Genomic DNA, 12720 nt, shown 5'->3' with positions numbered 1-12720 from the left:
CTCCCCGGATGTGCATGTGCAGGCGGGATGGTCCGGCCGAACAGGTCTGACATCGTTCGCAACGCATCCCGCCGCCATCCGCGCCGGGTCATTCAGCGAGGGCTCCCCCATGCTCGACACTCCCGGCGTCTATGTCCAGGAAATCCCCAGCGGTAGCGCGCCGATCGCCGGCGTGGCGACCTCGAATACCGCCTTCATCGGCGTTCTCGGGCAAGGCCCGGTCGGCCGTGCCACCCGCGTCACCTCATGGGGCGAATTCGAGCGGGTCTTCGGCGGGCTGCATCCGCAATGCGAGACCAGCTATGCGGTGCGCAACTATTTCCTGAACGGCGGCAACATTGCCTTCATCGTGCGCGCATCGAACGGCGCCACCCCCGCCTCGGTGCTGCTGCCGCCGAACAATGCCGGGCTGACGCTGGCGGCCTCGTCCCCCGGCGCCTGGGGCAACAGCCTGCGCATCGGCGTGGCGCGGGCGGGCGGGGCGGGCGTCACCAGCTTCGACCTGCTGGTGCGGCTTTACCGCGGCAATGACGTGATCCGCGAGGAATCCTACAGCGGCCTGTCGGTGAACAGCGCCCATCCGCGCTATGTGACGCGGGTGCTGGCCGCGGAAAGCCAGCTGGTCAGCGTCAGTGCCCATGCCAATGGCAACCTGCCCAATGCCACGCAATCGGGGGGCAGCGACGTGACCACGCTGGACGGGTTGCGCCAGCTTGGCGCGGCGGCGCTGGCGGCCATGACCACGCAGGGCGCCGACGGCACCCTGCCCGGCGATACCGACGCCTGGCAGAACCTGGCGGTGAACGCGCTGGGGGCCGGCATCGACGCGCTGGACGCCATCGTGCCGGACGTGTTCAACCTGATGTGCCTGCCCGATCTGTCGGTGCTGGGCCATGCCCGCCGCGCGGTGGCGGCGCAGGTCTACCAGCGTGCCTATGCCTATTGCGAGCGGCATTTCGCCTTCCTGATCGTCGATCCGCTGGAGGGCACCACCCGCGCCAATATCCTGGAATGGACCGCCGCGCTGGGGGGCACGATCCGGCGCAACGCGGCGCTGTATTTCCCCAAGCTGACGGCGCCCGACCCGCTGAACCCGACGCAGAACCGCAATTTCGCCCCCTCGGGTCCGGCGGCGGGCATCATCGCCCGCACCGATGCGACGCGCGGGGTCTGGAAAGCGCCGGCCGGCACCGCGGCGGGCGTCGCCGGCGGCCGGCCGGTCGATGTGATGACCGACCCGCAGCAGGGACCGCTGAACGTGCAGGGCATCAACGTGATCCGCACCTTCCCGGTCTACAACACCGTGGTCTGGGGCGCGCGCACGCTGGACGGGGCGGATGCGCTGGCCTCGGAATGGAAATACGTCCCGGTGCGCCGGCTGGCGCTCTATATCGAGAACAGCCTGCTGCGCGGGTTGCAATGGGTGGTGTTCGAGCCGAATGACGAGCCGCTCTGGGCCTCGGTGCGGCTGAACGTCACCGGCTTCATGTCGCAGCTGCACCGGCAGGGCGCCTTCCAGGGCGCCTCGGCCCGCGACGCCTTCCTGGTGAAATGCGACGGCGAGACCACCACCCAGGCCGACATCAACCTGGGCATCCTGAACATCTATGTCGGCTTCGCCCCGGTCCGCCCGGCCGAATTCGTCATGCTGCGCATCCAGCAGCGCCTGCAAACCACGAACTAAGGGGGTCCGACCATGGCACAGTTCAGCATCAACGCCACCCGCTTCGACCCCTACAAGAACTTCAAGTTCCGGGTGAAATGGGACGGCCGCTATGTCGCCGGCATCTCGAAGGTCTCGGCCTTGAAACGCACCACCGAGGTGGTCGAGCATCGCGAGGGCGGCGATCCGTCCGTCTCGCGCCGCAGCCCCGGCCGCACCAGCTTCGAGGCGATCACGCTGGAGCGCGGCGTCACCCATGACGTCGAGTTCGAGCAATGGGCGAACAAGGTCTGGAACTACGGCTCGGGCCTGGGCGCCGAGGTTTCCCTGCGCGATTTCCGCAAGGACCTGGTGATCGACCTTTACAACGAGGCCGGGCAGCTGGCGCTCTCCTATCGCGTGTTCCGGGCCTGGGTGTCGGAATACCAGGCACTGCCGGAACTCGACGCCAATGCCAATGCCGTCGCCATCCAGTCGATCAAGCTGGAGAACGAGGGCTGGGAACGCGACTACGACGTCGCCGAACCCAGCGAGATTTCCTTCCTGGAGCCGGCGGTCTGACGCCATGATCGGGGAAGCACCATGCTGGACGGCGACGCGCTCCTTGACCTCTACCAGCGCGGCCGGGCGGGCGATGCGCTAGGCCGCGCCGCGCTGCTCGGCCGCGCCGCCGCCGGGGCGGGCGCCGAGACGCTGCCCTTGGGCGAGCTCGACCGCCGCATCTGGGCGCTGCGCACGCGGCTTCTGGCGGACATGGCCAGGCCGGCAGCCGACGAGGCGGTCTGCACCTGCCCCGCCTGCGGCGCGCGGCTGGAATTCACCCTGCCCGCCGATTTCGTTCCCCCCCCAGCGGTTGCCCAGACCGTCGCGGTAGAGTGGCGGGGGAAAACCCATCTGCTGCGCCTGCCCTGCCTTGCCGATTTCGGCCCGCAGGGTTTGCGGCTTCAGGCGCTGGGGACGGCGCCCTGGCACGATCCCGGCTTTGCGGCGCTGGCGGCCGAGGCATTGCAGGCCGCCGATCCGGCGCTTGGCCTGACGCTGGCCATGGACTGCCCGGAATGCGGCGCGGCGCTGGACGAGGGCTTCGATCCCGCCGCCTGGCTCTGGGCCGAGATCGAGGACATGGCCCGCGGGTTGCTCGACGAGGTGGTGCGGCTGGCCCGCGCCTTCGGCTGGTCCGAGCGCGAGATCCTCGCCATGCCGCCGGCGCGTCGCGCGCTTTATCTCGCCGAGGTGGCGCCATGACCCTGTTCGACACCCTCAGCCGCCGCTTCCTGCAGCCGCCGGCGATCCTGCCCCGCCCACGCCAGCGCTTCGAGGGGGATGCCCCGGATGCGGGCTTCTCCGAGGAGACGGCGGAACGCCTCGCCGCCCCGCCACGCCCGCCGCTGCCGCGGACCGAGCCGCCGCGCCCGCCGACACCCGCCCCGGCGCCGAAGCCGGCAGCGCCGGTTGCCGAGGCTTTGCCGCAACGGCGCGCCCCGGCGCCGCAAGCCCAGCCGCACCCCGCGCCGGCCCATGCGCCCGCCCCGGTCGCCCGGGATGCACCGCAGGCGCCGGGCATCATGATCGAGCCAGTTCCGCGCCCCGGCGATGCGCCGACGCCCCCTGCCGCGGAAGCCCCCGCGCCCCAGCCGACGCAGGGGCCGCCCGAACCCCGCACCAGAGCCGCGCCGGAGGAGCCGCGCCGGCCGGCCGAACCGCGCCAGCCCCGCGCGCCGCAGACCGTCGAGCCGCCTGCCCCGCCCCGGATGCGCGTCAGCCCGGCCGCACCCGAGCCCGCCAGCGCGCCCGAAACCGCGCCGCCCGCGCCGGTCCCGCAAACCCCCCCGAAAGTCGAGATCCATATCGGCCGGATCGAGGTCGCCGCCGCGAAACCGCCGCCCGCCCCGCCCCCGCAAGCCGCAAGGCCCGGCCCCGCCCCGCGCCCCGCGACGCCGGCCCGGCCCGGCCTGACCGACTATCTCGGATGGAAGCGATAGGATGTCGAACGCGCTCGCCATAGCCGCCGTGACCGCGATCCTGAGGGACCGGCTGAATGACGGGCTGCTCAATGCCAACCTGGATTCCATCGGCCAGTTCAGCGTCACTTCCTCGCCCCCCGACCGGCTCGAGGACGACGCCGAGCCGGCCAACCGGCTGAACATCTACCTGTGGAACGTCACCCGCAACGCCGCCTGGTCCAGCCGGCGCCTGCCGGCCCGCAGCGCCTCGGGGGCGCGCATCGACAATCCCTGGCTGGCGCTGGACCTGCATTACATCCTGACCGCCACCGGCGCCGAGGACCTGAATGCCGAGATATTGCTGGGCTACGGCATGCAGGTGCTGCACGAGACCCCCGTGCTGACCCGCGCCGACATCCGCGCCTCGCTGGGCGGCGCCGATCCGGCGGTGGATGCGAGCCTCTTGCCGGCGCCGCTGCGGCTGCTGGTCGCCGCGGATCTCGCCGAACAGTTCGAGCAGATCCGCGTGACGCAAGCCGTGCCGGAAAGCCGCGACCTCGGCCAGATCGAGGCGCTGAGCAACATCTGGTCGGCCTTTTCCGCGCCCTTGCGGGCCTCGGCGCTGTATCAGGTGGCCTGCGTGCTGATCGAAAGCCGCCGCCCGGCGCGCTCGGCCCTGCCGGTGCTGACCATCGGCGGCCGCACCGCGCCCCTGCAGGCACCGCGCATCCTGCGGGTGGCGGCGCTGCCCGGCGGCGCGGGGACGCTTCCCGACCCGATGGCCGCGATCCTGCCCGGCAGCTGGGTGGCGGCCGAGGGCACGGCGCTGGCCGCCGAACGGATGCGGGTCATGCTGGGCGGGCGGTCGATCCCCGTCGCGGCGGCGAATGTCGACGCGCGGCGCATCGACCTGCAGCTGCCCGCCGACCAGCCGGCCGGCATCGCCCGGCTGATGGTCGATCACCTGTTCGAGCCTGCGCCCGGCCAGGCAGAGCGGCTTTGGGAAAGCTCGAACGCCCTGCCCTTCGCCATCGCGCCGGTGGTGACGGCGGTGGCGCGGGCCGGCACGGTGGCCGCCGGCCGCTTCACGGGCAGCGTGACGCTGACCCTGGGCCATCCGGTGGGCGAGCGGCAGACGGCGGCGCTGCTTTTCAACCCGCTGCCGGGGGGATCGGCGCCGGCCTTCTCGGTCCCGGCGCGGCTGGTCGAGGGCAGCACCGACCGCATCCGCGCCGATCTGGCCGGCGTGGTCGCAGCCGGTTATGTCGTGCGGGCCGAGATCGACGGCGCCGCCAGCCTGCCCACGCTGGGGCCGCAGGGCTTCGACGGGCCGGTCGCGGATCTGGACCCATGACCCGGCACCAGACCATATCCGCCGCCGCGCGGCAGGCACGGGCGCTGGAGCTGGCCGGCCGCCACGCCATGGCGCTGCTGCAAGGCGAACCGGCCGGGCCGCTGCTGGCGCAGCTCGAAGACCTCTCGGCCCTTGGGCCGGTGGCGCTCTTGCAGATCGCCCGGCGCTTCGGCCTGTCGGCGCTGGATCTCGACCTGTTCTGCCTGATCGCCGCGCCCGAGCTGGGCATCGAACCCGCCGCCGCCCTGGCCGCGCATCCGCTGGCCCAGCATGGCCGCGCCACCCCGGCGCTGTGCGGCATGGTGCTGGGACCCGAGGCCGGCCCGGCGCTCTCTGCCGCCGCGCTGTTGCGCCAGGGGGCACTGGTCGAGGCGCTGCCGGGCCATGGGTTTGCGCAGCGGCTGCTGGCGGTGCCCGAGGCGGTGGCCTCGGCCCTGATCGGCGCGCCGGTCCCCGATCCGGCGCTGGCCCCGGCGCTTTCACCCTGTCCTGCCGCGCCGCATCCGCAGGCGGGCGCGCTGGCCGAGGCGCTGCTGAAGGCGCGCGCGGAAAACCCGGCGCCGATCCTGCACCTGGCCACCGCCGACCCGGCCGAGGCCGGCGCGCTGGCCGCCGAGGCCGCGGCCGGGCTGGGCCTGCACCTGGCGGCGCTGGAGCCGCGGCTGCTGCCGCAGGACCTCGACCCGGCCCGCGCGGCGCAACTGCTCAACCGCGACGTGGTGCTGACCGAAACGGCCATGCTGATCCCCGCGACGCCCGAGGGCTGCCTGATCGCCGACCGGCTGCTGGGACCTTGCCTGCTCTGGGGCATCGACCCGCATCGCACGCAGCGGCCCCGCGCCAGCCTTATCCCGGCCCGCGCCGCCCCGCTGCCCGGCAGCGAAATGGCGGATGCGCGGGCCAGCCACGCCACCGGCCTGGCCCCCGACCTGCCGGCGCTGATCCGCGCCCGCGCCGCGCAGGGGCTTGAGGGGCTGGCGCAGCGCATCGAGCCGCAGGCGCGCTGGGACGACCTGGTCCTGCCGCCCGCCCAGCTTCAGCAATTGCGCCAGCTTGCCGCCTGCCGCCGCCATGGGCCGCTTGTGCTGGACGATTGGGGCTTTCGTGCCAAGTCGGCGCGCGGGCTGGCGCTGACCGCGCTGTTCAGCGGTCCCTCGGGCACCGGCAAGACCATGGCGGCCGAGATCCTGGCCCGCGAATTGTGCGAGGATGGCGGCGCGCTGGCGCTCTACCGCGTCGATCTGGCGGCGCTGACCTCGAAATATATCGGCGAGACGCAGAAGAACATCGGCCGCATCTTCGACGCCGCCGAAGATGCCGGGGCGGTGCTGCTTTTCGACGAGGGCGAGGCGATCTTCGCCCGCCGCTCGCCTGAGGTGAAGGACAGCCACGACCGCCATGCCAATTCCGAGACCTCCTATCTGCTGCAACGGCTGGAAAGCTATGCCGGCATCGCCATCGTGACCACGAACCTGCGCGCGGCGGTGGACGACGCCTTCCTGCGCCGCTTCCGCGCGGTGATCGACTTCCCCTTCCCCGACGCCGCGCAGCGCGCGCTGATCTGGCGCGCGGTGCTGCCCGAGGCGCTGCCGCGCGACGCCATCGACTTCGACGCGCTGGCCCGGCTGGCGGTCACCGGCGGCTTCATCCGCTCGATCGCGCTGACCGCCGCCTGGCTGGCCGCCGAAAGCGGCGGACGGCTGGGCATGGCGCATCTGGAGCGCGCGGCGCGGCAGGAATACATGAAGCTCGGCAAGCCGCTCTCCGAGGCGGAACTGCGGGGCTTCCGATGAGTGGCGCGGTCACCCTGCATATCGGCGCGCTGGCCCTGCCCGGCCTGTCCGAGGCCGAGGCCGCCCGCGCCGCCCGCGCCTTCGAGGCCGAGCTGGCGGCGCTTCTGGAACGCCACGGCCTGCCGCCCGGCATCCGCCCTGCCGACCTGGAGCGCATCGACCTGGGCCGGCTGCCCGTCGGCGCCGGCACGCCCGAGGCGATGGGCCGCGAACTGGCCCGGGCGCTGCTGCGGAGGCTGGGGCCATGAGCGCGCTGCGCAAGCCTGCCGCGCCCGAACCGGCGCCGCGCGAGCCGGCCCGCGCCAGGCCGCGCTGGAAGGTGGTGGTCGCGCCGCCCCGGACTGAGGCGGCCGAGGCCCCGGACCATATCCCTCTGGAGCGGCTGCGCCAGGCCGCGGCGCCGGGGCTGCATCGCGCCGACCTGCCCTTCCGCCCGGCGCTGGAGGCGATGTTCGGTGCGCTGCCGCCGGTCGAGGTGCTGGCCGGCGCCCCGGTCGAGGCGGCGCTGGACCGCAAGGGCGCCGAGGCGGCGGCGCAGGACGGCGTGCTGTTCCTGCGCCGCGACGCGGCCCTGCCGGTCGTCGCGCATGAGCTGGCGCATGTGCTGCAATCCCGCGCCCCGCGGCAGGACGCCAAGACAAGCCCCGAGGCCGAGGCGCAGCGGATCGAGCTGCAGGCGCGGCTCGGCGCCCCCCCGCCGCCGGTCGCGGCGCGGCTGGCCCCCGGCACCATCGCCTTCCGCATGCAGGGCGCGCAGGACCCGGTCCCTCAGCCCGATCCGCCCGCCGCCGTGCCGCCCGAGCCGGCACCCGAACAGCCGGGCCCGCCGCTGGCGGAGCATGTCCCGCCAAGCGCGCAGCCCGCAGCCGATGCGCCGGAGACGGTCGCGCCGGAACAGCTCGGCCCGGCGCCCGAACCCGATCTCGGCGCCGAGACCGAGGCCGCCGCGGCCGAGGCGGAAGCGGCCAGCGCGGCGCTGGAGGCGGCGCAGGACGCCGATGCAGTGATGGCGGCCTTTGCCGCCGCGCCGCCCTCGGTCAAGGCGCGCGAGGCGGCGGGGCTGGGCGCGCGGATCGAAGCCGCCTCGGCCCGCGCCCGCGCCGCCGAGGATGCCGCCCTGCCGGAATTGCGGGCCGAGATGGCGCCGGGCGAGCCGCTTCCCGCCGCCCCGCCGGTCGCAGCCCCCGCCGCCACGGCCGGGGCGCTGGAGGCCCAGACGCCGCCGCCCGCGCCGCTGCCCGATCTGGCGCCGACCCCGGACCCCGGCCAGGCGGCCGCCAATGCCAGCCTCGGCCCGCTCTTCGAGCGCGATTTCACCGCCGGCGACCCGCAATCGCTGGAGCGCAGCTTCGACCGGGTCCAGACCCGCGACGGGCAGGTGGCGACCTCGGCCGGGGCGCGCCCCGAGGTGCCGCTGGCCGGCGAGACCGATCCGGCCCGTGTCGCGGACCAGGAGGCCGCCGCCGGCACGCAGGCGACCGAGGCCGGCACTGCCGCCGCGCGCGCCGTGATCGACGGCCCCGGCCCCGAGCAGGCGCAGCTGCGCGAGATGTCGGAGAGCTTCGCCCTGCCGCCGCGCCCGGCGCCCGAACCCGCGCCGGCCCTGCCCCCGGTCGAGGGCGCCGCCGCCTTCGCCGCCCAGCCGCTGGACGCGACCACGGTGGCGCTGTTCGACCGCGCGCATGGCCCGGCGATGCAGGAATCGCTCGGCCAGGCGCAGGCCGATCTGGACGCCGCCTCCCAGAGCCGCGAGACCGGGCGCGAGGCGGAGCTGGCCCATGCCGAGGCGGAGCAGGCGCGGCTGAACGCCGAGGCCGATCATGCGCAGCGCGACGAGGTGATCGCCCGGCGCGCCGACATCCAGTCCGCCCGGCAGGACGCGCTGGACCAGCAGGCCGGCCATGTCTCGGACCTGCGCGACGAGGCGGCCTCGGCCCGCAGCGAGGCCCGCGGCGAGGTGGATGCCGAGGTCGGCCGCGTTGAAACCCGCATCGACGCCGATTTCGCCCAGGCCGAGCGCGAGGCCGAGGCCGAGGTGGCGCAGGGCGAAACCCGCGCGCAAGCCAGCCGCGACGAGGCCGAGCGCGAATCCGAGAACCAGAGCTGGTGGGACCGCGCCGTCAACTGGGTCAAGGCGCAGCTCGAACGGCTGACCGCCGCGATCAATGCGATCTTCGACGCGGTGCGCGCCGCCGTGCGCGACATCATCGAGGCGGTGAAATCGGCGGCGCTGGCGCTGATCGACGCCGCCGCCGGGCTGATCAAGGGCATCATCGAGGCTTTCGGGGCGCTGCTGAAGACCCTGGTGAACCGGCTGCTGGCCGAATATTTCCCCGCCATCGCCGCGGCGCTGAACGCCGCCATCGACGCGGCGGTGACGGCGGCGACCGCGGCCATCGACCGCATCGCCAATGCGCTGAAGGCCGGCATCGAATTCCTGATGAACGCGCTGGCCGCGGCGCTGGACGCGCTGCTGGCGGCCTGGCAGGCGGCGGTCAACGCGGCGCTGGCGCTGGCCCAGGCGGCGCTGTCGGGCGACTGGGCGGCGCTGGCCCGGCTGATCCTGTCGCCGATCCTGATGGCGCTGGGGATCCAGCCCGACGCCTTCTTCCAGCTTTTCGCCCGCGCCGCGCAGGCCATCGACCTGATCGTCGCCAATCCCGGCGGCTTCGTGCAGAACCTGCTGGAGGCGGTCAAGGGCGGCATCCAGCGCTTTGCCGACAATTTCCGCCGCCACCTGATCGCCGGCATCATCCTGTGGCTGACCGGCCCGCTCGGCCGCGGCATCACCATGCCGGCGGAATTCGATCTCTGGGGCCTTCTGGACGTGGCGCGCCAGGCGCTCGGCCTGACCTTGGAGACCGTGCGCCGCGTCGCTGTGCGCGTGCTGGGCGAAAGCGCCGTGCAGAAGATCGAATACGTGCTGAGCTATGTGCGGGCGCTGATCACCGGCGGCTGGCAGGGTCTGTGGGAACAGCTGACCAGCGACCTTGCGATGCTGCGCGACATGGTGCTGGACCAGCTCAAGACCTTCCTGCTGGAAAGGGTGGTGCTGGCCTCGATCATGTGGCTGGCCGGCATGTTCAACCCGGTCGGGGCGCTGGTGAAGCTGGTGATGACGATCTGGAACTTCATCCAGTTCCTGCGCACCCAGCTCGCCCGCATCTTCGCCGTGGTGCAGACCGTGATCAATACCATCTGGGAGATCGCCACCGGCGCGCTGGAGCCGCCGATGCGCGGGGTCGAGCAGGTGCTGGCGCGGCTGCTGCCGGTGGTGCTGGACCTGCTGGCGCGGCTGATCGGCGTCTCGGGCATCCCCGAGAAGGTGCAGGAGGTGCTGCGCGCCGTGCGGCTGAAGATCGAGACGGCGCTGGAAAACCTGATGCGCCGGGTGCTGGCCGCCTTCGGCATAGAGGGCAGACAGGCCGAGACCCCCGCCGCCGGCCAGATCATGGCGCCGATCCATTTCCGCGCCGGTTCCGAAGCCCACACCCTGCTGATCGAGGACGAGGGCGAGACGGTGCGCCCCGTCATCCGCTCGGACCCGACGCCCCTAGTCGCCTGGCTGGACGGCCGGCTGGGCCAGCCCTTCACCGATTACGCGGCGCAGAAGAACTGGCGCGGCGTGGTGCTGGCGAACAAGCGCGCCGAGCTCGAGGCGCTGATCGCCGCCGCCAAGGCCGAGGAGGCGCAGCTGGACGCCCAGGCCGAGCTGACCGAGGACGCGGTGAACGCGGCCCAGGCCGAGGGCGCCTCGGACGCCGTCAAGGCCGAGGCCGCCGCCAAGGCGCAGGAGACGCAGGCCAAGGGCGAGCAGACGAAAAGCGCCGTGGCGCGGGTGCTGGAATTCTTCGGCATCAGCATCGTGCCGCTGGACCAGAAATTCGCCCCCGAGCTTGAGGCGATGGCCCCCTCGCTGTCCGAGAACCTGCGCCGCTACGTGCTGCCCAATCTGGACGTGGCGCGCTATACGCCGCTGGACTGGCGCGGCTTCGCCACCATGCTGGCCGGCGACGGCAGCGCGACCGAGCCCTGGCGGCGGCCGGCCAATGCCACGGGCGCCGCCCGGCGCTTCACCGGCGGCGGTTTCGACGCGGCCGTCTCGGCCGAGGCGCGGCGGCTGGCCAAGGCGCTGAGCCTGCCGAATGCCGATACCTTCCTCGGCGCCGAACCGGCATTCGACCCGGCGCGGGTCGGGCAGCTTTTCGGCGACCATCTGACGCGGCGGCTGAACGAGGGCGGCGCGACGCTGGCGATCACCGACCAGCTTCTGGCCGGCGGCGGGCCGGATTATCCGGCGCTGATGACGGCGCTGGCCACGCCGCTCTCCGAGGCGGTGACCGCCATGTGCAGCGCCGGGGCCGACAGCCACGACCACGCCTTCGAGCAGGTGACGGGCAGCTATTTCCGGACGGTGATCGTCGATCAGTTCGACAGCGTGATGACGCAGGGCGGCTGGGGCACCTATTACCAGGACGACGCCATGAACGCCGCCGGCAGCGGCGAGGGCGGGGTGACGAAGCCGCTGGGCCATTTCGTGCGCCCCGACCCGACCGGCAAGGCCGGCTCGAAACGCGCGGCGCGGAACGGCCAGCGGCTGGCCGACGCGGTCAGGGGCGCCGATCCCGGCCAGCACGAATGGATCGCCTCGCGCTTCGCGGCGCAGATCATCCGCAACGCCGCCGACGATGTCGAGCGCGGCGAGACCGAGCGGCTGCGCGGGCTGTGCGAGCTGATCCAGTTCCAGCACCGCGTCCGCACGCCCACCAGGCAGCTGATCTTCGCGCCCGAAGGTCCCTATCCGGCGCAGAAGGTGGTCATCAGCTATCAGGCCTATGGCCACCGCATGGACCCGGAATGGAAGGACACGCCCGAGAACCGCCTGCCCGAGGCGCGGCGCGCGGAATGGTATCCGCCGGGCAGCCCGCATCAGGGCGCGCGCATCGGCATCATGCAGGGCCATCCCGGCGCCATCTATGCCCGCGTCAGCGGCGGCGTCCCCAGCGCCGAGATCAAGCAGCAGACCGCCGGTCACGGCATCTGGGACCAGGCGCTGGAGGGGATCGTGGCCCGCGACCTCTCGGACGGCACGGTCTATTTCAGCGAGATGCACCAGATGGCCGAGAACATCGTCCGCTTCTTCCGGCTGACGGTCTGGAACGGCGAGACGCTGCCCGAGGGCGGCTCGGCCTACGGCGAATATTTCAACTCGGGACAGCAGGCCGAAAGCCTGTCGGCGCTGGCCGCCGAGTATCGCGGCTATTTCCCGAATTTCGAGGCCACCCTGCAGGCCCAGATCGACCAGGTGAGGAGCGCCTAGATGTCCGGCTATTCCCGCTCGCCCCGCTTGCTGAAAGGCGCCATCGTCGCCTTCCGCCCGCCGGTGCCGCTGCCCGAGGTGATCCCCTTCCAGATCAACCCGGAAAGCCTGCAACGGACCATCGAGGCCAATGCCGCCGAAAGCGAGGGCGGCGCCGACAGCTTCCGCCTGGCCGGCGCCCCGAAGGAGGTCATCAAGGTCGAGGCGGTGCTGGACGCCAGCGACGACCTGGAAAAGGGCGAGGCCGAGGAACTTGGCCTGCATCCGCGCCTGGCGCAGCTGGAGACGCTGCTTTACCCCGCCGCCTCGACCGTCATCGCCAATGCGGTGCTGCTGCGCCTGGGCACGGTCGAGATCCTGCCCGCCAGCGGCCCCTTCACCGTGTTCATCTGGGGCAAGACCCGCATCCTGCCGGTGCGACTGAAATCCCTGTCGATCACCGAGGAAGCCTATGACCCCCGGCTGAACCCGATCCGGGCCAAGGTGTCGATGGATCTGGCGGTGCTCAGCTATTCGGACCTGGAAAGCAGCCATCCCGGCTATGCCATGTTCCTCAGCCACCAGCTGGTCAAGGAAACCATGGCCATGGTCGGGCGCATCAACTCGCTGGGCTCGGTTCTGGGCTCGGACGTGAAGATAATGTGAGG

9 protein-coding genes are annotated in these 12720 nt (G+C 72.7%); all 9 read left to right on the top strand.

Annotation, left to right across the window (positions count from 1 at the left end; genetic code table 11):
• The first annotated feature begins 109 nt into the window (after nucleotides 1-109).
• Genes LOS78_RS03615 through LOS78_RS03575 form a run of 9 tightly spaced genes read left to right on the top strand, consistent with a single transcriptional unit; the run spans nucleotide 110 to nucleotide 12718 of the window.
• Nucleotides 110-1684 carry a phage tail sheath C-terminal domain-containing protein gene (locus LOS78_RS03615; protein ID WP_230375310.1) on the top strand — a complete coding sequence of 525 codons (1575 nt, stop codon included), beginning with the start codon at nucleotides 110-112 and terminating at the stop codon, nucleotides 1682-1684.
• A gap of 12 nt (nucleotides 1685-1696) precedes the next feature.
• Nucleotides 1697-2224 carry a phage tail protein gene (locus LOS78_RS03610; protein WP_028713688.1) on the top strand — a complete coding sequence of 176 codons (528 nt, stop codon included), beginning with the start codon at nucleotides 1697-1699 and terminating at the stop codon, nucleotides 2222-2224.
• Between the two features lie 21 nt (nucleotides 2225-2245).
• Nucleotides 2246-2908 carry a hypothetical protein gene (locus LOS78_RS03605; RefSeq protein ID WP_230375306.1) on the top strand — a complete coding sequence of 221 codons (663 nt, stop codon included), beginning with the start codon at nucleotides 2246-2248 and terminating at the stop codon, nucleotides 2906-2908.
• A complete protein-coding gene (locus LOS78_RS03600) occupies nucleotides 2905-3645 on the top strand; it encodes a hypothetical protein (RefSeq protein ID WP_230375305.1) in 741 nt (246 codons plus the stop codon). Before LOS78_RS03605 ends, LOS78_RS03600 begins: the two co-directional genes overlap by 4 nt.
• A 1-nt stretch (nucleotide 3646) precedes the next feature.
• Complete coding sequence (locus tag LOS78_RS03595; protein WP_230375304.1) at nucleotides 3647-4960, top strand: DUF4255 domain-containing protein; 1314 nt, start codon at nucleotides 3647-3649, stop codon at nucleotides 4958-4960.
• Nucleotides 4957-6753, top strand: coding sequence for an AAA family ATPase (locus tag LOS78_RS03590; protein ID WP_230375303.1), 1797 nt, complete (start codon nucleotides 4957-4959; stop codon nucleotides 6751-6753). The genes LOS78_RS03595 and LOS78_RS03590 overlap by 4 nt, the downstream gene beginning before the upstream one ends.
• Nucleotides 6750-7001, top strand: a complete 252-nt coding sequence (locus tag LOS78_RS03585) for a hypothetical protein (protein ID WP_230375302.1) — start codon at nucleotides 6750-6752, stop codon at nucleotides 6999-7001. Before LOS78_RS03590 ends, LOS78_RS03585 begins: the two co-directional genes overlap by 4 nt.
• Nucleotides 6998-12073: a hypothetical protein gene (locus LOS78_RS03580; RefSeq protein WP_230375301.1), complete on the top strand. Its 5076-nt coding sequence runs from the start codon at nucleotides 6998-7000 to the stop codon at nucleotides 12071-12073. The genes LOS78_RS03585 and LOS78_RS03580 overlap by 4 nt, the downstream gene beginning before the upstream one ends.
• Entirely contained in the window at nucleotides 12074-12718 is a 645-nt protein-coding gene (locus tag LOS78_RS03575) for a hypothetical protein (RefSeq protein WP_230375300.1), read from the top strand. It abuts the gene before it with no gap.
• The last annotated feature ends 2 nt before the right edge of the window (nucleotides 12719-12720 follow it).

The sequence above is a fragment of the Paracoccus sp. MA genome (genome assembly GCF_020990385.1).
Classification (GTDB): Bacteria; Pseudomonadota; Alphaproteobacteria; order Rhodobacterales; family Rhodobacteraceae; genus Paracoccus.
Note: the sequence above shows the minus strand (reverse complement) of the source record. Positions and strands in the feature narration are given on the sequence as shown.

What these genes read in the sequence shown, in the direction of transcription:
- LOS78_RS03585 (WP_230375302.1), top strand. Translation starts at nt 6,750, where the DNA reads ATGAGTGGCGCGGTCACCCTGCATATCGGCGCGCTGGCCCTGCCCGGC.
- LOS78_RS03575 (WP_230375300.1), top strand. Translation starts at nt 12,074, where the DNA reads ATGTCCGGCTATTCCCGCTCGCCCCGCTTGCTGAAAGGCGCCATCGTC.
- LOS78_RS03610 (WP_028713688.1), top strand. Translation starts at nt 1,697, where the DNA reads ATGGCACAGTTCAGCATCAACGCCACCCGCTTCGACCCCTACAAGAAC.
- LOS78_RS03580 (WP_230375301.1), top strand. Translation starts at nt 6,998, where the DNA reads ATGAGCGCGCTGCGCAAGCCTGCCGCGCCCGAACCGGCGCCGCGCGAG.
- LOS78_RS03605 (WP_230375306.1), top strand. Translation starts at nt 2,246, where the DNA reads ATGCTGGACGGCGACGCGCTCCTTGACCTCTACCAGCGCGGCCGGGCG.
- LOS78_RS03595 (WP_230375304.1), top strand. Translation starts at nt 3,647, where the DNA reads ATGTCGAACGCGCTCGCCATAGCCGCCGTGACCGCGATCCTGAGGGAC.
- LOS78_RS03600 (WP_230375305.1), top strand. Translation starts at nt 2,905, where the DNA reads ATGACCCTGTTCGACACCCTCAGCCGCCGCTTCCTGCAGCCGCCGGCG.
- LOS78_RS03590 (WP_230375303.1), top strand. Translation starts at nt 4,957, where the DNA reads ATGACCCGGCACCAGACCATATCCGCCGCCGCGCGGCAGGCACGGGCG.
- LOS78_RS03615 (WP_230375310.1), top strand. Translation starts at nt 110, where the DNA reads ATGCTCGACACTCCCGGCGTCTATGTCCAGGAAATCCCCAGCGGTAGC.